The sequence below is a fragment of the Myxococcales bacterium genome (assembly GCA_022184915.1).
Lineage (GTDB): Bacteria > Myxococcota_A > Polyangia > Fen-1088 > Fen-1088 > JAGTJU01.
On record JAGTJU010000010.1, the window covers coordinates 19,313 to 42,401 of the forward strand.

The window sequence follows — 23,089 nt, forward strand, 5'->3', positions numbered from 1 at the left end:
GTTGCCTCTGCCCCGCACCCGCCTCGAAGATCTCCCTCATGAGCCTCACTGAACGCCTCCTCTCTTTCACCCTGCTCGGCGCCGAATGGGTGCTGTGGCTTCTTGTCGTGCTCTCGGTAGCCTCGGTGGCCGTCATGGTCGAGCGGGCCCTCGCGCTCGCCGCCAAGGGCCCCGCGTTCGAGAACTTGGAGGCCGGCTTTGCCCGCCAGCTGGCCGAAGGCAACGTGAGCGCCGCGCGCGCGGCCCTGGGCTCCGCGAAGGCCCCCGAGGTGCGCGTGGCCCTGGCCGGGCTCGAGAGCTACGAGCGCGGCCGCACCGCGGTGGCGGAGGCCATGGCCAGCGCCAAATCCCGCGAACGGCTGTTCCTCGAACGGAACCTCGGCGTGCTCGGGACGTTGGGCAACAACGCCCCCTTCATAGGCCTGTTCGGCACGGTCCTGGGCATCATCAAGGCCTTCGCCGACCTGGCGAAGAACAGCGCCGGGGGCGCCGAGGTCGTGATGGCCGGCATTTCCGAGGCTCTGGTCGCCACGGCCGTGGGCCTGCTGGTGGCGATCCCGGCCGTGGTCGCCTTCAACGTGTTTCAGGGCAAGGTGCGACGCCGCCTGGCGCACATTGACGCCATCGCCCACATGATCCTGGCGGCCCGGGGGGATGAAGCCTCAGCCCCCGCATCTGCCCCCAGCCCCGCCCGCGCCGGAGCTTGAGCCATGGCCGGAGGCAGTGACGCCTACCCCAGCGAAGACGAAGGGGGTCGCATGATCACGGACATCAACGTGACGCCCTTGGTCGACATCGTGTTGGTGCTGCTCATCGTGTTCATGGTGACGACAACCTACATCGTGAATCCCTCAATCAAGGTGGACCTGCCAAAAGCGGCCACCGGCAGTGAAACGACGAAAACGAGCCTCTCCCTCAGTTTGGACAAGGACGGCAAGCTCTACCTGAACGGGCAACCTGCTGCGGAAGCGGCTGTGACGACGTTCATCGGAAGCGAGCTACCCAAGAATCCGGAGCTTCAGGCCGTCATCGCGGCCGACAAAGTGGTTGCTCATGGCGATGTGGTCCATCTCATCGACCTCGTGAAACGGGCAGGCGTCCGGCGCTTTGCGATCAACGTGGAGGCGGGTGGCCCGCTGACGCCCACGCCCTGAGGCGCGCTTCGTGTCGGCGCCCGCCTCCCGTGCTTTCGTTCGCGTTACGCCGCTGGCCGCGCTCGGTGTGTCGGCGGCCCTTCACGTGCTCGTCGCCCTGTCTCTTCTCGCGCTGCCGACCAAAGGCGCCCGGCTCCGGACAGAGGTCGTCGAGCTCGAGGTGATCCGTCCTCCCCCGCCCGAAAAGCCGGCGGTGGAGCCTCCGCCTCCCCCTGTCCCACTGCCGCCGCCGCCCCGGCCGAAACCCGCCCGGGCGCCGGTCCCCGCCCCTCCCAAGCGCGCCCCCGTGCCCCCGCTGCCGCAAGCACCGCCCCCCTCGTCGAGCCCACCAGCGCGGGCCGACGAAGAGCCCCCGAAACCCGCGTTTGGGCTCACCCCGGAGAGCCTGACCGAGGGCCCCGCTGACGTGGCGATGCCGGTCGGCAATACCGTTGCCATGGCCCCCACGGGCGTAAGGCCGCCCCAAACGACAGCCTCCCCCTACGCCGGCGGCACCCTCGGGGGAGCGGGTAACGCCCCTTTCGCGCCCGTGACCGAAAGCTTCGTCGCAGAGTGGCCACGAACGCTCCAGGAGGTTCGTGCCCCCTACCCCGAGGAGGCCCGGCGCCTCGACGTGAGCGGCACGGTCCGCCTGCGGGTGGGTATCGACGAGACCGGGCGTGTGCGCGAGGTGAAGGTGCTCAAACGTGCAGGGCATGGACTCGACGAGGCCGCCGTGAAGGCCATGTGGCGCTTCAAGTTTGCTCCGGCCAAAGGTACCGGCGGTCAAGCCGTTCCGTTCCGAATCAACTACGACTACACCTTTACCCCCGGGGCCTGAAACCCGGCGCGAGGCTTTAGCGGCCCTTGGCCCGCGCCGATGAGGGGAAGGTGCTCTCCGACACGCAACGCCTCGCCCACGGGCGACCGCCGAGCATCGACCGGCCCACAGGCCCCCCCGCAGGAAAGGGCCGGTGGGCCTCACGCAGCTGCGCGCATTTGCCGGTCAGCGAACCTGGACACGATGCCCCATCGGGGGATATTCTGCCCGCAGACTCGAACATGGTGACCGCACACGGAGTACCCCGCAGGTACGCTTCGGTATTGTTGGGATTGGGCGTCGCGAGCACGGTCGCGATGGTGGCGAGCTCGGCGGTGGCGCAGGACGCACCTACCGAGAAGTCGATCGAGGTACAGCTGTTCCAGTCTGCGATCGGCCCCAAAGGCTTTCTCACCGTGGACAGCGCCTCGGTGCCAGCCCACAAAACCTTCGGGTTGGGCCTGTGGTTCAACTACCAAAGAAGCCCGTTTTCTCTCTATACGGTCACGGGAAACGACCAACTTCGACAAACCGTCGACGTGGTCGAGCAGCAGATGACGGCCGAGCTGACCGGCGCCGTGGGCTTGCTCGACAAGCTCCAGCTGGGCATGGCCTTGCCCGTCACGTTGATGCTCGACGGGAAAAGCTACACGTCAGCTGGTCAGGCTGGACCCGATCTGTCGGGCGCAGGGGTGGGAGACCTTAGGCTCGAGGTGAAGGGGCTCTTGTCCCACGTGAGCTACGGCGGCAGCCAGCGCGACGACTCCGACCCCACCTCCGAGGACGTCGTGGGCGATAGCGACTTCTTCGTGGCCGCGGCGGCAGGCGTGACGGTACCTACCGGCAATCAGGACAAGTTCCTCGGTGACAAGACGGTCACCGGGCGCGCCCGGGTGATTCTGGAGTACCGCAAGGGCGACCTCCGTGCCGGTGGGTACGCCGGCGCACTCTTCCGCAAGGAGACCCAGGCCTTCGCCGCCGAGGTAGGTCACCAAGTCATGTACGGTGTGGCTTCCGAGTACAGCCTGCACCGGCAGGTGGCGCTGCTGGCCGAACTGTTCGGCCGCAACGGTTTCAATCGTTACGTCGACGCGAACCCGATGGAGCTCGACGTGGCGATGCGTGTGAACATCACCAGCATGCTCGCCGTCACGGTGGGTGGCGGGGCAGGATTGATCAAGGGCATCGGCTCGCCCAAGGCCCGCGGATTTCTGGGCGTCACCTTCAACCCCGACTTCCGCGACGCGGATGGCGATGGCGTCTACGACGTGGACGACCGCTGCCCGGACGCCCAAGAAGATCGGGACGGCTTTCGGGACCGAGACGGCTGCCCCGACCCCGACAACGACGGCGACGCTCTGCCCGACACGGAAGACAAGTGTCCGCTCGACGCCGAAGACGTCGACCAGTTTCAAGATGAGGATGGCTGCCCCGAGCCCGACAATGATGGCGACGGCATACCCGACCTGAAAGATCCCTGCCCGAACGCAGCCGAAGACGGGCAAGGCAGGCGCCCGAGCGACGGTTGCCCCTCCACCACGGAAGACGCCGACGGCGACGGCGTCGTGGACGCCAAAGACCAGTGCAGTGACGAACCCGAAGACCGAGACGGCTTCCAGGATTACGATGGCTGCCCCGACGTGGACAACGACGACGACGGCATTCCCGACCAGTTCGACACCTGCCCCGGCGAAGCCGAGGATCCAGACGGGTTTGCGGACGAAGACGGCTGCCCCGACCCCGACAACGACAACGACGGCTTCCCCGATGCGCAGGACCAGTGCCCGGCCGAGGCGGAAACGCTCAACGGAAACAAAGACGACGACGGCTGCCCCGATCCAGGCGCCGAGGTGGTTCACCTCTCCGAACGCGAAATCGAGGTGCGGGAGCGCATTTCCTTCAAGGGCGCCGCGCTAACCCCACCCGGCCAGGTGCTGGTACGTCTCGTAGCGCTGGCGCTCAAGGGGCATCCGGAGCTCGCGCAGGTGCGAATCGAGGTGTCTGCCGGCAGTGACGGGGAAGCCCAAAGCCGCGCAGAGGCCATCAAGCAGGCGCTCGTGGCCGAGGGCGTGGACGGCAAGCGGCTCAGGACCACCGGGAAGACGGCTCGGGCCGCCGTGAGCTTCGTCATCGAGACCATCACCCCCGCGCCCGGCGCGGGAGCAGGGGGCCCCTAGGGCTGCGGGACACCCGGGGGCGTCGCGCCTCCGGGCCTCCCGGCCGGGGCGTGGGCCATGACCTTCAAGGCGCAAGGATGGGCACTTACGGATGTGGGCCAAAAGCGGGACCACAACGAGGATAGCTATCTGTGCAACGACGAGATCGCGCTCTATGCCGTGGCCGACGGCATGGGCGGCCACCTCGGCGGCGAGAAAGCAAGCCGTATGGCCGTGGACGTACTCGAGCAAGAAATTTCGCGAGGCATTTCCCTCGGCGTCACACGAACGAACGACGCCATTCCCGTACCCACGCCCGGCCTTCACCCCATCGCCAAGGCGATGCGGAACGCAGTCAACGAGGCCACGCGCACGATCTGGCAAACGGCGCAGGTGAACCCGCAATACGCTGGTATGGGCACCACCATGACGGGTCTCATCGTGCATCGCGACCGTGTGACGATTTGCCACGTCGGTGACTCGCGCGCGTATCTGTACCGCCAGGGCCAAACCCGTCAGCTGACCGAAGATCACTCGTGGATCGCAGAGCAGATTCGGGCGGGCCTGGTCGATCCGGACGATCTCATCGCGTCGCGGTTCCGCAACATCATCACCCGTTCCGTGGGCTTCGAGCCCACCGTGGACCCCGACCTCATGACCTTGCCCGTAGAAGCGGGCGATTGCTTCCTGCTTTGCTCCGACGGGCTATCGAACCACGTCTCCGCCGAGGAGATCGGCAACGTGCTCGCGACGCAGTTCTATGCCGAGGCCGGGCAGACGCTGATCGAGATGGCGAACCAACGCGGCGGGGACGACAACATCACCGTGCTGGTGGTGTATGTGTCGAATGCCCCTTGAGCTTGCCGAGCCCCGGGGCGCCCTGCGCCTAACGGTGGCGTGGCGGGCCCAACGGTGCTAATTCGGTTTACGCTCATGGGCCTCCTCGACGTCTTTCGCCCCCGCTGGAAGCACAGCAACCCCGACGTACGCCTCCAGGCGGTCAAGGTCCTCGACGACGACCAGGCCCTCGGGGAAGCAGCTGCCCGCGACGAGGACGAGCGCATTCGGCGCGCCGCGATCCGTCAGATGGTGGACCCCTGGCGGCTGAAGAACGTCGCCCACGTGCAAAGCGACGACCGTCTCCGCAGCCTGGCCCTGGCGCGGGCCCGGGAGCTCTTCGTGCAGATCGCTCTTTCCGGACAGGAAAGCGAAAGGAACTCCCTGGCCGCCGTGCGAGACCTGGAGAGCCAAGAGCACTTGGCCGAGATCGCGCTGCGCGCGCCCCGCCCGGCCGTCAGGAGGCAAGCTCTGGATCTCGTCGTCGCCAAGGGAGCTCTGGCCAACTTGGTTCGCCGGGCCACAGACCGGGAGCTTCGCCTCGCGGCCCTCGCGCGGCTTTCGGACCCCGACACGATCAAACACCTGGTTTGCCAGGAAAAAGATCCCTCTTTTGCGGGCGTCCTGCTGGACCGGCTCGACCCGGCGGCCCTGGTGTTCGTCGCCGAGAGGGCCCGCACCAAGTCCGTGGCCAAGCTGGCACGTCAGCGGGTGCCAGCAGCCACGGCGGCCTCGGCCCCTGCGGTCACGGCCGACCTCGAGGCTCTCAAGCGGCACGCCCGGCAGCACCAAGTGACCCGTGAGATGGAGGCACTGTCTGCGAACGCCGGGGCCGGAAGTGAGGAGGACGAACGAAAGAGCGTCGACCTCGAGACCGAGTGGGCGCTCGTGGGCGCAGAAGCCGAGGTGGAGCTGCGCGTGCGCTTCGAGGCGGCCGCCAGGCGTTTTCGGCGAGTGCACGGCCCTGCGGCCGAGGCGAGAAAAAAAGCAGAAGCGCGCCAGGCCGCCCAGCGCATCGCCGCGAAGATGCAGGCGCTGGCCGGGCGCATGGAGGACGAGGCCGCCCCCAAGGCCGTCGCGCCGTCGGCTCCGGCGCCGGAGCCCCCCGCTCGTCAAGAGGCCCCGCCCGTCAAGACGCCAGAGGCCGCGCGGCCGGTCCTGCGGCCGCATGAGCTCGCCAACGAAACCACGGCGCTGCGGGCACTGCTACCCCACCTCGAATCGGCACTGCCGACCGATCGCCTGCGGGTGCTCAACGGGGCCCTCAAGCAATCTCGGGCTGCGGGGCAACGGCTGGAACGCCTGCTCTCGCTGCCCGCCCCGCAAGGCGAGGAGGCGCTCTCACCGGCCCCCGACGGCGCCGCGGCCGGTGCGCCGCAGACCGAGCCCGTCGATGCACGCAGCGACGCAACGGCGTTGCGGCTGACGCTGAGCGGCCTGGAGTCCTCCCTGCGCGCGCGCATCGCCGAGATAGAACAGCGCGAAGACTGGAAGCGGTGGGCGAACCTTCAGCAGCTCGAGCTCGTGTGCCGTCAGGCAGAGGTGCTGCGCGAGGTCCTGCCCGACTTCCCCGACAAGAGCCAGGCCCGGGTGGAGCTGTCTAACCTCAGAGCCGCCTGGCGCCGGGTGGGCCCCGTGCCCGCCGAGCGCAAAAACGAACTTTGGATGCGCTTCAAGGCCGCCTGCGAGGGCGTGCTCGGGATCGTGGGGGACCAGGAAGGCCCGGGTCGCGCCTCCGCGTCGCAAGCGGAAGACGCCGCAACCCCCACGCCCTCTACCGAGGAAGCGTCCCTCGGAAGCGAAACCTCTGACGCGCCCGCTCCAGAGGCCAGCTTGGCCCCCGCCCCCTCCGAGGGCACCGGGGACGTTGTCCAGGACACGACCGAGGCGTAGATCCCCGCGCCCCCAGGGCGCAGGACGCCCAGGTCCCCCGCTCTAGCTGGCGCTTCGGTCGGTATGTTCACGACCGTCGAATGAGAGCATTCTCGGCTTCTCTTCGACCACCGTCACGAGGTGCACGGGGCGACGCCAGATCCGCTGCAAAGCCTCGATCGTGGCGTGGGCGTTGTCCATGTGGAGGTCAGTACCCTCATGCTTGTGACGGAGCAAGAGGTCACCGCGGTTCTCGAAGTTCGCGTCCTCGACGGCGATGAAGGGCTCACCGAAGTTGGTGAGCTGAAAAAGGATCTTGTCCTTGATCTTCTTGAATTCACGGGAGTCGATCTCGTTCCGCTCCGACCGCTCGTTGAACGAGAACGAAAAGAACTTGTTCTCCGAACAGAATTCCTCCGTGAAAAACTCGTCGATGAAAGTCACGTCGTTGTAGATCTTGCGCACCTCGAAGATCTTTTGTCTGCCGAGGCCCAAACGTTTGTCCCAGTTGCGCCGGGCTGCCATGTCCTGGCACTCGTTCCACTCGGAGCCGAAGCGACCTTTGTCCCAACGCTCCTCGATGTGCCGCAACAGCTCGATACCCACCTTGTAAGGGTTCCACTGTCCGGGCGCCGCCGAGAGCACACCGGCGTTGTGGTCTGCATAGTCGATGATCTCAGAAGGCCGAAGCGCCTTCTGGGTCATGATCTTGCTGTGCCAGTAAGACGCCCAGCCTTCGTTGAGCACCTTGGTTTGTCGCTGGGGCGCGAAGTAGTAGGCCTCGTCGCGCACGATCTCGAGGATATCGCGCTCCCAGGGCTCTAGCGGCGCGTGCTCGAGCAGAAACAGCATGACGTCCCGCTGCGGCTCGTGGGGAACACGGCGGGGCTTTTCCTTCTCCTTTTCCACCTTTCTCTTTTGGGCCTCGAGAAATTCGGGTGGATTGATGAACCCGTCCATGTACGACTTTGCCTTGAGGCGCGGGATCTCCTGGGCCTCCTCGGGCTTGTCGCCATCGGTCCGCTTCTGTGCGTTGCGAACGATGAAGGGCGACATGGGATCAATGAGATTCTCGAGGCAGAGGCAGGTATCGATGAAGCTCTCGACCTTGTCGAGGCCGATGCGTTCGATGTGGCGCCTCACACGGGTCGCATGATTCGCCATGCCGTCGATCATGCGCCGATCTGTCTTCGAGAAGTAGTAATTGTTCTTGAAGAAGTCGACGTGCCCAAGAACGTGGGCGACCACCATCTTTTGGTCGACGAGCGAGTTGCCTTCGAGGAGATAGGCGTAAGCCGGGTTGTTGTTGATCACCATCTCGTAGATGTGTGACAGCCCGTAGGTGTGGCTCTTGTCGAGTTGCTCGAAGTCCATGCCGAAGCGCCAGTGGGGGTAGCGAACGGGGAACCCCCCGAAGGCCGCAACCTCCTGCATGCGCTTGTAGTCGAGAATCTCGAAGCGGGTCTCCCAAAAGTCGAGGCCGTACGCCCGCGCGTAGCCCTCGATTTCAGTTTGGATGTCCACCAGGTATGCCGGTAAACCCGCCACTTTGACGCGCTCCTATCGACCTCGCCCGAGGAATTCCCGGATCGAGTCCATGATGTGTTCTTTGCCCTTTATCTCCGAGGTCACCACGTTTTCGGCCGTCCGAAAGTGCTCCTGCAGGTCCTTGATGAACTGCCCGGAGCCGTAGGGGCTCTCGACCTGGCCGTAGCAGAACTGGTTGACTGCGGGCAACACCTGCTGCCGAAGGATGTTGATGCAAAGGGAGGTATCGTCCACGGACCAGTTATCGCCGTCGGAGAAATGAAATGGATAGATGTTCCATTCGCTTGGCGGATAGTCGTCCTGAATCATCTTCGCGCACAGCTTGTACGCGCTCGAGATCATCGTGCCGCCAGACTCCCGCGTTCGGAAGAAGGTCTCCCGATCCACCTCTTTGGCGCTGGCGTCGTGGATGATGTAACGGGTCTCGAGCCCGTCGTACTGCGAGCGCAGCCACGTGTCGATCCAGAACGACTCGACTCTGACGATCTCCTTCTGCTCGTCGCCCATCGATCCCGACACGTCCATGATGAAGATCATGACCGCGTTTGATTGGGGAAGGGGGATGGTCTTCCAGGATCGGTAGCGCTTGTCCTCACGAATGGGGACGATGAGGGGCCGCCCTGCATCGTAGGTCCCCTGGGCCACTTCGCGCCGCAGGGCTTGCCGGAAGGTGCGCTTGAAGTGCCGCAGCGACTCGGGGCCGGTGCGCCGGATCCCCACGTAGCGGTCCTTCTGCGTGATGATGCGTTCCTTCCCTTTCGGTTCGATCCGGGGCAAACGCAGCTCCTCACCCATGATCTGGGCGAGTTCGTCCATCGACAGCTCGACCTCCAGGACGTGCTCACCCGCTTGATCACCCGCCTTGCCCTGACCCGACTGCCCAGGCTGTCCCTGGTCCAGGGGATCTCCCACGTTACCCTGGCCTTGCCCCACCCCACCTTGGCCACCCTGCCCACCGAAGCGGAAGCGAGGCATCTGGATCTGCGGCAAGGGGATGGAGATGCGGTCCTTCCCCTTGCGACCTATCAGCTCGCCGTTCGAGATGTACTTACGCAGATCCTGCTTGATCTTCCCGCGCACGATGTCGCGGAAGCGCCGATGGTCGGGATCGATGCGCATCGTCATGGGGCAATCCCCCTGTGGTTCGTCAGGTTCAAGTTGGCGTTACGACCCTCGCGCGTCGCCCCGGGCAAAGATACTGGCCACGAAGTTCAGAACGTCGGTAGCGCAGATCTCGCAGTAGCCGTAGTTGCGGATCATGCGGTTCTTCACCACGTCGATCTTCTCCTGCGTGTCACGATCGATGACGGCAGACACCAGGCTCGTAAGCTTGATCGAGTCTTTTTGATCCTCGAAGAGCTTCAGCTCGAGCGCCTTTTGTAGCCGCTCGTTCGTCCGGAAATCGAAGTGCTTACCCTCGATGGCCAAAGCGCCGATGTAGTTCATGATCTCGCGCCGGAACTCGTCCTTGCGCGACTCGGGGATATCGATCTTTTCCTCTATAGAACGCATCAACCGCTCATCGGGCTCTTCGTCCTGCCCGGTTGTACTTGTTTTTGACGCGTTCTTTTTGCGTGTAGGCCTTGATGTTGTCGATGTAGTTGGCGCAGAGCTTGGCAATGGCCTCCTCGTCCGCGCTAATGGCCCTTTGGACCTCGTTCTTGACGATGTCCTCGTACTCCTGCTTCACCATGCCCAGCAGCATCGTGTAGCGTTTTCGTTCTTCCTCGTTGGTGATGAGAGAGTGATGACGTAAGCCGCTCTCCACCTCGTTCATCACCATGAAGGGATTGACGCAGCCTTCACCTTGGTCGCTGACGAGCGCATTCGATATCTTGTCCTGCACATAGCGAGGTGAAATCCCCCCCATACCCTCTCGGCTTGCTTCCTTGCGCAGTTCTTTGATGTTGTCCTGCGTGAAGCCAGGCAGCGACTTTCCGTCGTAGAGCTTCATCTTCTGCACCAGGGTGAGCTGATGCTTCTTTGGATCTTCGAGGCGGGTCAACACGGCCCACATCGAGGCCGTCTCGATCGTATGCGGCGCGATGTGTTTGCCGCGGATCTTCTGCGTGTTGAAGTCCTTTTCGTAGATCCGCTTTTCCTCTGAGAGGCGCGAGATATACGGGATGTCGATCTTCACGGTGCGGTCGCGCAGCGCCTCCATGAACTCGTTGTTGAGCAGCTTCTTGTATTCGGCTTCGTTCGTATGGCCGACGATCACTTCGTCGATGTCCGTCTGGGCGAACTTCTTGGGCTTGATCTTGTGCTCTTGCGAGGCACCCAGGAGGTCGTAGAGGAACGCCACGTCGAGCTTGAGCACCTCGATGAACTCGATGATGCCGCGGTTCGCGATGTTGAACTCACCGTCGAAGTTGAACGCGCGCGGGTCGCTATCGGAGCCGAATTCGGCGATCTTGCGATAGTTGATGTCACCCGTGAGCTCGGTGGAGTCCTGGTTCTTCTCGTCCTTGGGCTGGAAGGTGCCGATACCCACACGGTCTTGCTCGCTGAGGATGAGCCGCCGCACGCGCACGTGCTTGACCACCTGGCTCCAGTCGCCGTCGAAGTGGCGCATGAGCTCGCGGAAGATCAGGCGGCACGCGGGATTGAGATCGCCTTCGACCACAACGCGCCGATCGTCGGGTCCGTTGATGCCCAGTTCGACCAGAGCTTTCTCGCGCCACTCGCGCGGGATCAGCTTGAGCGGCTCTTCGTTCATCGGCGATCGAAAAAGCGCATGCCCACCGCAGACGTGGCGGAGTTCTTCGGGCAGCACCCATTCGTAGGTGTAGAGCGAGCCTTCGGGCGAGCGAGAGTACTCTTCGAGGCCCCGCTTGAGCAGGCGCGCGATGGTACTTTTCGAGCTGCCCACGGGCCCGTGAAGCAAAATCACGCGACGCTCGGTGCCGTAGCCCTGTGCCGCGCTCTTGAACACGTTCACGAGACGCATCAGGGGAATGTCGAGCCCGTAAACGGCGTCGCGCCCGCCGTGCTGCTCATCTTTGAAGAAGTTGTAACGAAGCAGGCGCTTCTTGTTGTCGATGTACTCTTCGGTCCCGAAGGACAGAATCATGTCGTATAGGCGCTGGAAAGCGGTCCGCGTGACGAGCGGGTTCTTGCGAACCACGTCGAGGTACTCGTCGAAGGTCCCCGTCCAGTTCAGCTCCGCGTACTCCTTGCGGTCCTGCAGGCTTGAGATCTTGTGGACCAAGGATTGCTCTGCCATCGGTTCTCCTCTCGGCCTGAGGTGCTCGTGCGAACCGTCGCCCCGTTCCTCGCGCCGCCTGTTGTCAGTGTATCACGCTGGGCGTGATCGTCCTGCCGTTTATTGGTTGAATGCGTCGACCGCGAGCGGCCCCGTCTCGAAAGACCATGAGACGAGAACGCTCGTTCAGCCTGGGCGCAGGGCCACCTACCTCGGCCGCTGCATCCCCAACGACGCCATCCCGCGCCGCCCGCCTAGATATATGGATCGTCTCAGCCAGGGTTCAAGGCTGAGTCGTGGCGCCGAGGGGTTTGCCGCCTCTTTGGAACTTCACCACGGCGGCGTCGTGCTCTGCACGGTTTGCAGAGAACACGTGGGTCCCATCGTTACGGGACACGAAGTAAAGGTAGGGCGAACCGTCCGGCGTCATGACCGCAGCAAGCGCGTCCCGCCCCGGATTGGCGATGGGCCCGGGCGGCAATCCGACATGCGCGTAGGTACTGTAGGGATTTTCCTTATCGTCGAGATGGATGCGCCGGATTCGATTTTCGAATTGCATGCAAGCTGCCGAGGCGGTCCCCAAGAAACGCGGCGCGACCGTGCATCCGTAGACGATGGTGGGATCCGTTTGCAGCAGCTTCGGAGAGAACGACGGCAAGGTGAGCCTGTTGATGAAGACTTGTGCGATGCGGGGACGCTCCGCGGGCTGCCCGGTCTCCTTCTCCACGATGCTGGCCATCGTGACGATCTCGGGATCACCCCAACCCAACACCTGCTTCAGGCGGGCCGCGCCCTCGCCATGCCGAAGCCGCAGCGCCTCGAACACCTCTCGGTGGCGCCGCACCATCGCCAGCAGCACCTTCTCGGGCGGGGAGCCCTTGGCCAACTTGTAGGTATCGGGAAACAGATAGCCTTCAAGGGTGGGCCCCGGCAGCCCCACCTTGCGGGCGAAGCCAGCGTCCATGGCCAGGGCGGCCAGCGGCTCCTTTCCGGCGATGCCGGCGGCGCCAAGGATCTCGGCCACCTCCAGCATGTTCTTGCCTTCCGGCACGGTGACGGCCACGAGCTCCTCCGAAGCACCCCTGACCAGGGTCTCGATGAGCGCCCGCGGGGTGGTGGGAGCTTCAATCTCGTAGCGGCCGGCCTTGAAACGGCTCGCGGCGCCGCGCTGTCCAGCGTAGAGCCGAAAGAGCGTGGGATGTTCGAGCACACCCGCCGCCTCGAGCAGCCGGGCGACCTGCCCTGCCGCCGCCCCTTTTGGGATCACCAGCTCGACTTTGCCCTGGGCGCTTCCCCCGAAGGTTTCGGGATAGGTGAAAAATTTGTAAGCCACGGCACCGGCCATAATCAGGCCCGCGAGACTCGTGAATACGAATACGCGAAACGCCTTCACCATGGGGCTCGTCACTCTCGATCGCTTCGTCACCTTCGGTCGTCCAACCATCGTTGCAGAATCACAGCAGCTGCCACTCGATCTACCACTTGCTTGCGCCGCGCCCGAGACAAGTCGGCCTCGAGCAAGACGGATTCGGCCTCGACGGTCGAAAAGGACTCGTCGACGAGGTGTACGGGTAAGGCGAAGGCCTGCGCGAGCCGGGCCGCAAAGGCGCGGGCACCGCGGGCGGCTTTACCTTCGGCTGCTTCGCCCGCCCGGGGATCGGGGTTGAGCGGCAGGCCCACCACAAAGCCCTCGATCTCGTGTTTGCGCACCAAAAGCCCAATCGCGTCCAGGTCCTTTTGGCCACCCCGTCGCTCGAGGGTCGCGAGCGGCTGCGCCGTCAGGCCGAGGCCATCCGACACGGCCACGCCCACGCGCCGGCTTCCGAGATCGATGGCCAAAAAACGGCCCATCGCTCGACTCTAGCAGTGAACGCCACAGCGGCCTCACACGGAAAACGACCTCGCGCCTTTGTGAGAGAGGCGCAGCACGCTATGACTCGCCTCCATGTCAGAGCGCAGTCCATCGGGCGAGCCCGCGCCCCTCCAGATCGATCTCGACGAGGCAACGGCCCAGGGGGCCTACAGCAACCTCGTGCTCATCAATCACAGCGACAACGAGTTCGTGCTCGACTTTGCGTTTCTGCAACCCAACGGCCCCCGGGCCCGTGTACGCGCCCGCATCGTGTCGAGCCCCCGCCACACCAAGCGCCTGCTCAAAGCCCTGGAAGCCAACGTGCGACGCTACGAGGAGCGCTTTGGCACCATCGAAGACACCGACAGCGCGCCCAGCGTGCTGCTCGGAACAGGCGGCGTGGTGAGCTAATCAGGGCAACGACGCCAGGAGGGCGGCCAGTTCGACGCGCTCGCCCGCGGGCCTGCCCTCGGCCCGGGCGAACGCCGCATCAATCGCCAGCAGGGCCGTGGACAGGGTTTGCTGGTCCAGCACGCAGTCGGGCGCCACAGCCCCGGGGCCCGTTTCCACGAAGTTACGAAAACAGGCGTCGATGATCGGCAAGCGTTTGTCCTGCCGAAGGCGCAGAGGCAGCCCGTGCGACCTGCAGACGAGCGGGCGCATTTCGTAGATCCCGCAGCGGCCGTCATCCTGGAGCGCTACGCAGAGGCTGTCGCTCGGACCCTGAGCGTGGGCACGAAGGGTGGCCCTCACCTCCTCCGGAAGCTGGGGCCAGTGATGCCGGATGGCCTCGGCCTCGACGGACGTGATGGTGAGGCGAACGTGGCAGCAATCATTGCACCCGGTTCGGCACGCCATGTGATCGGCGTGTTGTTGTTCGACCCGGGTGAAAAACGCGTCGACCTTTTGTGCCAGGAGGCGCAGGTGAGCCAGCGCGTCTGCCCCGGTCACGGGCAGTTCCGGAGGAGGCGTTTCGGAGGAGAGATTCGTTGGTTGCTTTGCCGTCATGGCACCACCGCGGCTTGCGCAAACTTCAGCACCCCCGCCGTAGCGTCCAGCTCCACCTCGGCTCCGTAAGGAAGCGCCAGATGACGCTCCCCATGGCCGAACAACCCTCCCAACACGACGGGGAAAGAAAACCTCCGAAGACGTTCGGATAGGACGTTGAGCACGGAGGGGGAAGGCCCCCCTGCGGGCTCGTCGCATCCGACGAACTCGCCCACCACGACGCCCACCACCTGATCGAATACACCTGCCAATTCGAGATGCGTCAAGAGGCGATCGACACGATAGGGGCGCTCGCCTACCTCTTCGAGGAAGAGAATGCCCCCCTCGAGCGGGGGCAGGTAGGGTGTTCCCAGCAGGCGGGAAAACACTTCCAGGTTCCCTCCCACGAGGGGTCCTCGCACCCGCCCGGGGCAGAGGCGGGCCAGCTGAGAGAGCAAGATCCCCTCGCGAGGCGCCTCGAGCAAAGCCCACAAATGGTCGAGGTCCGAGGTGGGCAAACGGGAAAGTTGCGTCACAACGGGCGCATGAACGGAGGCCACCCCCCGGGAAGCCGCTGCGGCCAGGAGGGCGGTGCCGTCGGAGAATCCCACGAGCACCTTCGGGTGTGCCCGTAGCACCGCCCAGTCGATGCCGCGCAGAAGACGCATCAGGCCGTAGCCGCCACGCGCCATCCACACACCCTGGACCGACGTATCGGCGAGGGCGGCGTTGAGCCCACGGGCCCGGAGTTCGTCGGGGCCCGCCAGGAAACCCTCCCGGGCAAAGACTTCGTCAGGATCGAAGGTCACCTCGTAGCGGGCGCGGAGCAGGGCGAGGCCCGCGGCGAAGCGATCCTGGGGCACAGGTCCAGAAGGGGCGATGATCCGTACCCTGTCACCCCGACGTAAGGGGGGGACGGGAATCAACGGCGCCTCTTGCGGCGGCCCGGCGCCGGCGCCTCGGTCTCGGCGGCGGCGCGCGCCGTCCCGAGCGCGGGTCCACCCTTGGGCACGGTGTCCGCTGGACGGCCCGAAAGGTGAGCTGGGGCCGCCGTTGGTGCGAAAGCCTCCACGTAGCGCAGCCGCATCCCAGTGGCCGCGGAGGCATTGACCTTCACGACCCGCATGCGCTTGCGCTGCCCTCCGAGGTCGACCTCGATCTCGGTGCCGTAGGGCAAGGTGAGCGGCGTGCTCACGAAAAAGCCGTCAGGAGCCGGGTCACGAACGACCGATGCGGGTGCGATCACCACCCCTGCGTAGCGAACGTCGATGCTTGCGGGAACTGCTGCTGTCATCGTGGATCCTTCCGGGTCTTCATCGAAAGCCGGGCGCGCGGCATGCGCGACGCGCCCGGGCCGCTCAGCGGCGCTCGAAGCGGGGGGGCCGCTTTGCAAGGAAAGCTGCCATGCCTTCCTTTTGATCGTGGGTCGCGAACAGACCCGCGAAGAGCTCTTGCTCGAGCACCAGGGCACGCTCGAGCGGCATGTCCAGGCCAAGCCGCATCGCTCGTTTGGCCTCGGCCACCGCCAACGGGCCCTTCGAGGCGATCGCCTCGGCCACCGCGAGGACCGCCGGCAACAGGGCCTCCGGTTCCACGACGGCGTTGACCAGCCCGTACGTACCCGCCTCTTCCGCCGAGAGGACCCGCCCCGTGAAGACGAGCTCACGGGCCCGGGACAGGCCCACCCGGCTTGCCAGGCGCTGCGTGCCGCCAAAACCAGGAATCACGCCCAGCCCCACCTCGGGAAAGCCCAGCTTGGCCGAGCGCGCGGCGTAGATGAAGTCTGCGCACAGGGCCAGCTCGAGGCCACCACCCAGCGCGAAGCCGTTGACGGCCGCAATGACCGGCACGGGCAGGCTCTCGATGCGTCTTGCCGTTTCGTGGGCGGCGGCCGCGAAGGCCCGCGCCTCCCACGGCCCCATTGTGGACATGGCGGCAACGTCCGCGCCCGCCACGAACGCTTTCGGGCCCGCACCGGAGAGGATCACGCAGCGCAGGTCGGCGTCGTCCGCGAGCGCGGCGAAGCAGGCGCCCAGCTCGGCGATGACGTCGGCGTCGAGTGCGTTCAGCACGTCTTGCCGGTTCACGAGCACGGTCCGGATCGGCCCGGGTGCACCCACCACCAGGTTGTTGAACACCATGCCCATGCGCGCCCGGCAGGAATCGAACCTGCAACCCTCGGCTTAGAAGGCCGATGCTCTATCCAATTGAGCTACGGGCGCCCAGCCGGCAGGAACGAAGCCGTTCCGTCGCCGGGCAAGACACGGGATGATAACAGAGACCGGGACGACTTTGGCACCCCATTCAGCACACGACAGGGCCGCGCAGCCCGGTTCGGCGCGGGGCGGGGGCGCGCCCCTCCGGGAGCGGCTACGGCCTGCCCCGGGCGGTCGCTTGGCGGCAACACGCGGGGGGTGCTACACGCCCCCATCATGTTCACCATCCCGGTGCCGCTCGGCGATCGCACGTACAACGTTTTGATCGGTGACATGGGTGTGGAGACCACGGCCGAATGCGTCGCAAAGGCGCTCGCCCGGTGTACGGGCCTGGCCGTTGTGGTCGACGGCCACGTGGCACGCCTCAACCCGCGCGTGGCCGCCCTGTCGCGCGCGCTCGAGGCCCGCCTGCCGCGTGTCGCCTGCCTCGAGCTCGCCCCGGGCGAGTCGTGCAAGACCTTCTCCGAGCTCGAAAAAACCTGTGAGTGGCTCGCTGCCCAGGGGTTCGACCGGGGGGCCGCGATCTTGGCCATCGGGGGTGGTGCCACCTCGGATCATGCGGGCTTCGCCGCCTCGATCTACCTGCGGGGCATTCCCTTTGCGCTCGTGCCCACCACCTTGCTTGCGATGGTCGACGCCTCCGTGGGCGGCAAAACGGCAGTGGATCTCGGGGCAGGAAAGAACCTGGTGGGCGCGTTTCACCAACCGAAAGTGGTCGTGGCCGACCTCGGCTTTCTCGAGACGCTCCCCGCCCGTGAGCTGTCCGCCGGCATGGCCGAGGTGGTCAAGGCCGGGCTCATCGCCGACGCTGCCCTCTTCGCGTGGCTCGAGCGGCAGTCGGCGCCTGCCCAAGCCTGGCCCCAGGCGCTGCTGGCCGAAGCCATCGCCGAAGCCGTGAAGGTGAAGGTGGCCGTGGTCTCGGAAGACGAGCGCGAAACGGGACGACGCGCCATCTTGAACTTCGGCCACACCTTGGGACACGCGATCGAGTCCGGCAGCCACTACGGCTTGCTCCACGGCGAGGCCGTGAGCTTGGGCATGTTGGCGGCTTTGCGACTGGGCGAGCTCAAGGGTAAAAGCGACGCCACACTGCGGACCCGGACCCAGGCGCTGCTCGAACGGCTCGCGCTGCCCGTGGACGTCAAAACGCATCTGACACCCGAAGCTCTCAAGCACGTGGACGTGGACAAGAAGCGTCGCAGCGACAGCGTCCGCTTCGTGTTCGTGCCCACGCCCGGGGAAGCGGTGCTGGAAGACGTTCCGCTTTCCGAGCTGCGCACGCACGCCCTGTCGATGTTCTGACGACGAAGGGCCCGACCGCTGCGGAGCCTCAGCCCGCGTAGGTGAAGAAGCCGCGACCCACCTTGCGGCCGTACCATCCCGCAGCCACGTACTGGCGCAACAGGGGACAGGGGCGGTACTTGTCCTCGCCCAGCTCTCGGTGCAGCACTTCGAGGATCGCAAGCGTCGTGTCGAGGCCGATGAGGTCCATGAGCGCCAGAGGCCCCAGGGGATGGTTGAGCCCCAACACGCAGCCCTTGTCGATGTCCTCGGCGGTGGCGATGCCCTCGTAAAGGGCAAAGCACGCCTCGTTCACGAGGGGCATCAAGATGCGGTTGACGACGAAGCCCGGAATGTCCCGCGAGGTCACGATGGTCTTGCCTAGCACTCCAGCAAGCTCCGCCACGGCGGCGTAGGTGTCGTCGGAGGTCGGCAGCCCCCGAATCACCTCGACCAATTTCATCACGGGCACCGGGTTCATGAAGTGCATGCCGATCACCTTGTCGGGCCTCTGCGTATGTGCCGAGAGCGCCGTAATCGACAGCGAGGACGTATTGCTCGCGAGAATGGCGTGGGGAGGACAGATCCGATCGAGCCGGCCAAAGAGCTCCTGCTTGAGCGCTGCGTTTTCGCTGGCCGCTTCGATGACCATGTCCACGCCTCCAAAAGACGCGAGATCGGGCCCCACGCAGACGCGCGCCACGATGTGATCGCGGGCGTCGGGGTCGAGTTTGCCCTTGCGCACCTGGCCCTCGAGCGCCCGCGCGAGCGTCTCGAGCCCTCGTTGCGCGGCGGCCACATCGACGTCGACGAGAACGACGTCGAGCCCGGCCGTGGCCAGCACCTGAGCGATGCCGCGGCCCATTTGGCCAGCCCCCACCACGCCCATGCGCGAGAGGCTCATGGCCGCTCCACCGCCATGGCGATACCCTCGCCGCCCCCGATGCAGAGCGAAGCCACGCCGCGGCGCAGGCCACGCTCCGCGAGCGCCGACAGCAAGGTGACGAGGATGCGGGCGCCGCTGGCACCGATCGGGTGGCCGAGCGCCACCGCCCCGCCCCACACGTTGACGCGCGCGGGATCGAGCCCCAGCATCTGATTGTTGGCCAGCGCGACCACCGCGAATGCCTCGTTGATTTCCCACAAATCCACGTCGCTCTTCGCCCACCCAATGCGTGCGCACAGGCGTTCGATGGCTCCAGCGGGAGCTGTGGTGAACCACTCGGGCGCCTGCGCGTGGACCGCGGTGCCCACGATGCGGGCGAGCGGCGTGAGGCCCCGGGCGCGCGCCGTGCCCTCATCCATCAAGACCAACGCTGCGGCTCCATCGTTGAGCGACGAGGCGTTGCCGGCGGTGATGGTGCCGTCCTTCGCGAAAGCGGGGCGCAACGAGGCGAGCTTGGCTGGATTGCCCCGGCCCGGCTCTTCGTCGGTGTCGACCCGGACGGGCTCACCTTTGCGCTGAGGCACGGGCACCGCGACGATCTCGCCCTTGAACTTGCCGGCCGCGATGGCACTTTGAGCCCGCTCATACGACGCGGCGGCGTAGCTGTCCTGCGCCTCCCGCGAGATGCCTTTATCGCGCGCGCAGAGCTCGCCACAGCTTCCCATATGGGTGTCTCCGTAGGGGTCCCATAGACCGTCGTGAATCATGGAATCGAGCACCTGCCCGTGCCCCATACGGAGCCCCTCACGAGCCTTGGGCAGAAGGTAGGGGGCGTTCGTCATGCTCTCCATGCCGCCGGCCACCACGGCATCGAGATCGCCCGTGGCAATCGCCCGCGCCCCAAACGCCACGGCGGCGAGTCCAGAGCCACACACCTTGTTCACCGTGACGGCGCCCACGGCGCGTGCGAGCCCGGCGGCGTGCGCAGCTTGGCGGGCCGGCGCCTGACCCTGACCGGCGCCGAGCACACAACCCATGTACACCTCCCCTACGACCTCGTGGGCGTCTGCCGCGGACAGCCCCGCGCGTGCCACCGCTTCGCCGATGGCAATGCCGCCCAGCTGCCAGGCCGGCAGGGGGGAAAGCGCTCCCTGGAATGCCCCGATGGGTGTCCGCGCGGCGGACACGATGACCACGTTTCGCATGGCGTCTTTCGTCCTTTCGACAAGAGCGCCCCGGCGGTCTGACGACGAGGGCCCTGTCCCTTCATCCTAACGCCGCTTTGGGGCGGCGCCCAATGCTTCCAGGGGGTTATCTCGGCCGAAGGGGAAAGAGCGCCGCAAAAGTAGACAAGAAACCCACATGTCTTACTATAGATGACATGAGGCGATCGATGGCCTGGATCTCCGCCAACTTCTGGCCCCTGCTGCCCGCCCTGCTCGGCCTGGCGGCCATTGGCGTGCTGGCAGCCGGCTGTGGGGGGTGGACCTCGCAAACGCCGTGGCCGCTGCGCAGCGAGGGACGCCCGAAGGGCGCACGCGCGGAAAGCCCGCGCCGGCCCGACGACGCAGCCGCGTGGGTCGAGGCCACGCTGAGACGCCGGGGCTTGAAGTTCGGCACCGACGGGTCGGTCGCAGCCCTCTACTCTTACGCCGTGGCTCGGCACGAGCGCATCGACCCCCGCGCGGCGCGCGCGGGCGACCTCCTGTTCTTCGATACGTCACGTGATGGCAATGCCTGCGGCACCCACGTGGGTTTGGTGGAGGCCATTGCTCCCGGGGGGGCCCTCAAATTCCGGGAGCGGCGCGACGGGCGGGATCTGCAGAGCTTTGCCGATCCGATGCGGCCGCGCCGCAGACGCGACGCTCAAGGGCGCGTGGTCAACTCGTTTCTACGCCCCCGCCAACCACACGACGAAGACACCAGCCGCTACTTCGCGGGCGAAATGGTCTGCGCCGTGGTGCGTGTCCGCAGCTAGCCACACCCACCTACGTTCGAAAAATTGATCCGGCCTCGCCCTCGCGGTAGCCGTGAGCATCATGTCGATCGAAGTCGAACGAGCGACCTTGCCTTGCCAGGTGTGCAAGGCTCAAGTCTCCGAGCTGCGCCGGGGCCGGTGCTGGGCGTGCTACCAGAAATGGTCAGAGGCACGACCCGTGGGCCGCGGCGCCGCTTGCGAAACCTGCGGCGAGCGCCGCCGTGACAACCTGAGGTTACTCGAGTTGCACGGGCGCTCAGCAGTCATGTGCCACAACTGTGGAACCCGCGTTCTGCGGATGGACCTGGTGCCCGAAACTCTCGAAGGAATCCGGGCGCGCCTGGAACGCGAACGGCGAGGCGCCGAGCAGCGTGAGGGAAAGATCGATGCCCGTTTGTTCCCCCGGGAGCGACGCGGCGGCGATCGAAGGCGAGAGGCCGGTGAGGCGCGCAGCGAGAACGAGGAACGGCTCGAGCTGCGGTCGGTCGAAGACCTGGTTTTCGAGCTCGGCGACGACGAGGTCGAATTCGTGGACCAGACCATGGTGCGCGAATCGCCTCGAGCCGGGGCGTCGGGCAAGGCCGACTGAGGCGAAAGCGCGAGGTCTTCAGGTGCCGGGAAGCTCAAGCTTCCAGCGTCGCCCCTCGCGCACCAAGGTCAAGACGTAGCGGTCGCCGGTGGCAGAGTGCACTTGCACCTGCGCCTCAGTGTCCGTTTTTCGCAGCAGACGCGCGCCCGAGGGTTCCCAGGCCGGCGGGGCACGGCCCACCGAGAGAAAGTCTTGGGGACTCAACGCCAGCCGGCCGCTGACCCGCTTGGCCGATTGACGGCGCTCATCGAGCTGCTTGCGGCTTCGGGGCCCCAAAAGCGCGTAGACCTCGGCCGCGTGCCCGCCGTGGGCCGCCGCGATGAACTGCTCCACGGTGCGCTCCGGATCCGCGCTGCGCGCCTCCCCGCACGAAGCCAGACCGGCAAACAAGACCACTGCGGTGAGCTTCCGCCACAAGTCCCGCGCGGGGGCGCCTCCTGCCGTGTTCGTCTTCATGTGTCCGGGGAATGTTGCGGGGCCACGTTCGGCGGGCCACGGACGACGTCGGTAACGTACGAGGTGGCCGCCCTCGCGAAAACGCGCGGGATGTGCCCGCGCAGTGGGTTCGTTGTAGTCTTGGAGCATCCCGGGGTCAAGCAGGCCCCGGCGCGCTGAATGTAGAGCCCCTCGAGAGCGTCGAAGCAGCGTAAGCCCACCCAAAGGAGTCTTCGATGAATGCCAACCACCTGCGACGGGAGGCCTCGTGCGCCGCCGAACGGCCCCGGCTGCCCGCCTTGAGAGACGTACTGGCCGGCGTGGCGGTTTTGGGGCTCGTGTTGGGTCTGAGCGCCTGCGTGGTTCGCCCCGCCCGGGTCTCCTACACCTACGGCGGCCCCGCGGGCGTGGCCACGGACACCACGGTCTACGTGCGCTCGGCGCCTCCCCCGCCGCTGGCCGAGTACCGCACGGGCGCACCCGGCCCGGGTTACTTCTGGGTGGATGGCTACTGGGACTGGACGGGGTACGATTGGACCTGGGTGAGCGGCTACTGGGTGATGGCACCGAATCAGTACGCCTGGGTACGGCCTCGGTACGTGGTCGTGGGAGGTCGCTGGCTCTACGAGCCCGGCTTTTGGCGAGGCCCGAGCGGCCAGCGGGATTACTACTACGGGCGTCCGAACCGCGCGCCCGCGGCCCACAGCGGGTGGAGGGCGGCGCCCCCGAACACGGGGACCTGGCGCGCGCCCCCTCACAGCGCCCCGAACCAGCCGGGTGAATGGCGCGCGCCCCCTCACAGCCCCCCGAACCAGCCGGGTGAATGGCGCGCACCCCCAACGGCGGGACCCGTCCCGGGGAGCCCCGACCCGGGTGGCTGGCGTGCCCCCCCTTCGGGCTCACCGCCTGTCGCAAGCCCTCCCGCGGGGGACGGCTGGCGGGCTCCTCCGGCCGCAACCGCGGGCCCCCCGAGCCCCCCTCCCCCAAACCCCGGTGCGGGCGGCTGGCAGAACCCACCGAGCGCTCCGGCGCCAAATCCAGGCAGCGGGTGGACGCCAGCGCCGGTGATGCGGTCACCGGGCCGTGCGCTACCTGCACCCGCCCCTGCGGCTCCGGTCTACACCCCGATGCCGACCCAGCGCCCCCGCACCCTGCCGGGCGCCCCCGTCGAGCGGGCTCCGAGCCGTGTATCTCCGGGTCCGGGCCGCGGCTCGCCGCAGCCCGTTGAATCCGCTCCCCCCCTGCAGCGGAGCCGCAGCCGGGTCGCGCCCCGCTGAGGATCCACACCCGAGGC

22 protein-coding genes, 1 tRNA gene and 1 pseudogene are annotated in these 23,089 nt (G+C 66.3%); 11 read left to right on the plus strand and 13 right to left on the minus strand.

Annotation, left to right across the window (positions count from 1 at the left end; all coding sequences use genetic code 11):
• Positions 1–38 precede the first annotated feature (38 nt).
• From KA712_24840 to KA712_24865, 6 genes are all read left to right on the plus strand, one after another.
• The gene (locus KA712_24840; protein ID MCG5056188.1) at positions 39–707 is read left to right on the plus strand and encodes a MotA/TolQ/ExbB proton channel family protein; all 669 of its coding nucleotides are present in this window, start codon (positions 39–41) and stop codon (positions 705–707) included.
• Positions 708–758: 51 nt separating this feature from the next.
• A complete protein-coding gene (locus tag KA712_24845; GenBank protein ID MCG5056189.1) occupies positions 759–1,154 on the plus strand; it encodes a biopolymer transporter ExbD in 396 nt (131 codons plus the stop codon).
• A gap of 10 nt (positions 1,155–1,164) precedes the next feature.
• Positions 1,165–1,974 (plus strand): TonB family protein, encoded by an 810-nt coding sequence (locus tag KA712_24850; protein ID MCG5056190.1) that lies wholly within the window; start codon positions 1,165–1,167, stop codon positions 1,972–1,974.
• A gap of 221 nt (positions 1,975–2,195) precedes the next feature.
• A complete protein-coding gene (locus tag KA712_24855) occupies positions 2,196–4,130 on the plus strand; it encodes a thrombospondin type 3 repeat-containing protein (protein ID MCG5056191.1) in 1,935 nt (644 codons plus the stop codon).
• A gap of 57 nt (positions 4,131–4,187) precedes the next feature.
• Positions 4,188–4,967 (plus strand): Stp1/IreP family PP2C-type Ser/Thr phosphatase, encoded by a 780-nt coding sequence (locus KA712_24860; protein ID MCG5056192.1) that lies wholly within the window; start codon positions 4,188–4,190, stop codon positions 4,965–4,967.
• Positions 4,968–5,042: 75 nt separating this feature from the next.
• Entirely contained in the window at positions 5,043–6,839 is a 1,797-nt protein-coding gene (locus KA712_24865; protein MCG5056193.1) for a hypothetical protein, read from the plus strand.
• A 42-nt stretch (positions 6,840–6,881) separates the two neighbouring features.
• Here the strand turns inward: KA712_24865 and KA712_24870 are convergent, their stop codons facing one another.
• From KA712_24870 to ruvX, 5 genes and pseudogenes are all read right to left on the minus strand, one after another.
• Complete coding sequence (locus tag KA712_24870) at positions 6,882–8,366, minus strand: SpoVR family protein (protein MCG5056194.1); 1,485 nt, start codon at positions 8,364–8,366, stop codon at positions 6,882–6,884.
• Between the two features lie 12 nt (positions 8,367–8,378).
• Positions 8,379–9,491 (minus strand): DUF444 family protein, encoded by a 1,113-nt coding sequence (locus tag KA712_24875; protein MCG5056195.1) that lies wholly within the window; start codon positions 9,489–9,491, stop codon positions 8,379–8,381.
• Positions 9,492–9,530: 39 nt separating this feature from the next.
• Positions 9,531–11,592 (minus strand): annotated as a pseudogene (locus KA712_24880) (serine protein kinase).
• A 262-nt stretch (positions 11,593–11,854) separates the two neighbouring features.
• Positions 11,855–12,997 (minus strand): endolytic transglycosylase MltG, encoded by a 1,143-nt coding sequence (gene mltG / locus KA712_24885; GenBank protein MCG5056196.1) that lies wholly within the window; start codon positions 12,995–12,997, stop codon positions 11,855–11,857.
• Positions 12,994–13,422, minus strand: a complete 429-nt coding sequence (gene ruvX, locus KA712_24890) for a Holliday junction resolvase RuvX (GenBank protein ID MCG5056197.1) — start codon at positions 13,420–13,422, stop codon at positions 12,994–12,996. The genes mltG and ruvX overlap by 4 nt, the downstream gene beginning before the upstream one ends.
• 94 nt (positions 13,423–13,516) lie before the next feature.
• Here ruvX and KA712_24895 point away from each other — a divergent pair, with 94 nt between their 5' ends.
• Positions 13,517–13,834 (plus strand): DUF3467 domain-containing protein, encoded by a 318-nt coding sequence (locus KA712_24895; protein MCG5056198.1) that lies wholly within the window; start codon positions 13,517–13,519, stop codon positions 13,832–13,834.
• On the opposite strand, the gene KA712_24900 is transcribed toward KA712_24895, so the two are convergent.
• From KA712_24900 to KA712_24920, 5 genes are all read right to left on the minus strand, one after another.
• Positions 13,835–14,431, minus strand: a complete 597-nt coding sequence (locus KA712_24900) for a YkgJ family cysteine cluster protein (protein ID MCG5056199.1) — start codon at positions 14,429–14,431, stop codon at positions 13,835–13,837.
• The gene (locus KA712_24905) at positions 14,428–15,336 is read right to left on the minus strand and encodes an LD-carboxypeptidase (protein MCG5056200.1); all 909 of its coding nucleotides are present in this window, start codon (positions 15,334–15,336) and stop codon (positions 14,428–14,430) included. Before KA712_24905 ends, KA712_24900 begins: the two co-directional genes overlap by 4 nt.
• Entirely contained in the window at positions 15,333–15,704 is a 372-nt protein-coding gene (locus KA712_24910) for a hypothetical protein (GenBank protein ID MCG5056201.1), read from the minus strand. Before KA712_24910 ends, KA712_24905 begins: the two co-directional genes overlap by 4 nt.
• Positions 15,705–15,768: 64 nt before the next feature.
• Positions 15,769–16,551, minus strand: a complete 783-nt coding sequence (locus KA712_24915; GenBank protein ID MCG5056202.1) for an enoyl-CoA hydratase/isomerase family protein — start codon at positions 16,549–16,551, stop codon at positions 15,769–15,771.
• 7 nt (positions 16,552–16,558) lie between these two features.
• A tRNA-Arg gene (locus tag KA712_24920) sits at positions 16,559–16,632 on the minus strand.
• Positions 16,633–16,842: 210 nt separating this feature from the next.
• Here KA712_24920 and aroB point away from each other — a divergent pair.
• Positions 16,843–17,928 (plus strand): 3-dehydroquinate synthase, encoded by a 1,086-nt coding sequence (gene aroB / locus KA712_24925; GenBank protein ID MCG5056203.1) that lies wholly within the window; start codon positions 16,843–16,845, stop codon positions 17,926–17,928.
• A gap of 28 nt (positions 17,929–17,956) precedes the next feature.
• Here aroB and KA712_24930 read toward each other — a convergent pair whose 3' ends face one another.
• Positions 17,957–18,811, minus strand: coding sequence for a 3-hydroxybutyryl-CoA dehydrogenase (locus KA712_24930; GenBank protein ID MCG5056204.1), 855 nt, complete (start codon positions 18,809–18,811; stop codon positions 17,957–17,959).
• The gene (locus tag KA712_24935; protein ID MCG5056205.1) at positions 18,808–19,998 is read right to left on the minus strand and encodes an acetyl-CoA C-acyltransferase; all 1,191 of its coding nucleotides are present in this window, start codon (positions 19,996–19,998) and stop codon (positions 18,808–18,810) included. The genes KA712_24930 and KA712_24935 overlap by 4 nt, the downstream gene beginning before the upstream one ends.
• Positions 19,999–20,186: 188 nt before the next feature.
• Between KA712_24935 and KA712_24940 the strand changes: the two genes are divergently transcribed.
• Together KA712_24940 and KA712_24945 are read left to right on the plus strand one after the other, a co-directional pair.
• On the plus strand, positions 20,187–20,771 hold the full coding sequence (locus KA712_24940) for a C40 family peptidase (GenBank protein ID MCG5056206.1): 585 nt from the start codon (positions 20,187–20,189) through the stop codon (positions 20,769–20,771).
• 61 nt (positions 20,772–20,832) lie between these two features.
• Positions 20,833–21,360 (plus strand): hypothetical protein, encoded by a 528-nt coding sequence (locus KA712_24945; protein MCG5056207.1) that lies wholly within the window; start codon positions 20,833–20,835, stop codon positions 21,358–21,360.
• 18 nt (positions 21,361–21,378) lie between these two features.
• Here KA712_24945 and KA712_24950 read toward each other — a convergent pair whose 3' ends face one another.
• Entirely contained in the window at positions 21,379–21,816 is a 438-nt protein-coding gene (locus tag KA712_24950) for a hypothetical protein (protein MCG5056208.1), read from the minus strand.
• Between the two features lie 215 nt (positions 21,817–22,031).
• Here KA712_24950 and KA712_24955 point away from each other — a divergent pair, with 215 nt between their 5' ends.
• Positions 22,032–23,072, plus strand: coding sequence for a hypothetical protein (locus tag KA712_24955; protein MCG5056209.1), 1,041 nt, complete (start codon positions 22,032–22,034; stop codon positions 23,070–23,072).
• The last annotated feature ends 17 nt before the right edge of the window (positions 23,073–23,089 follow it).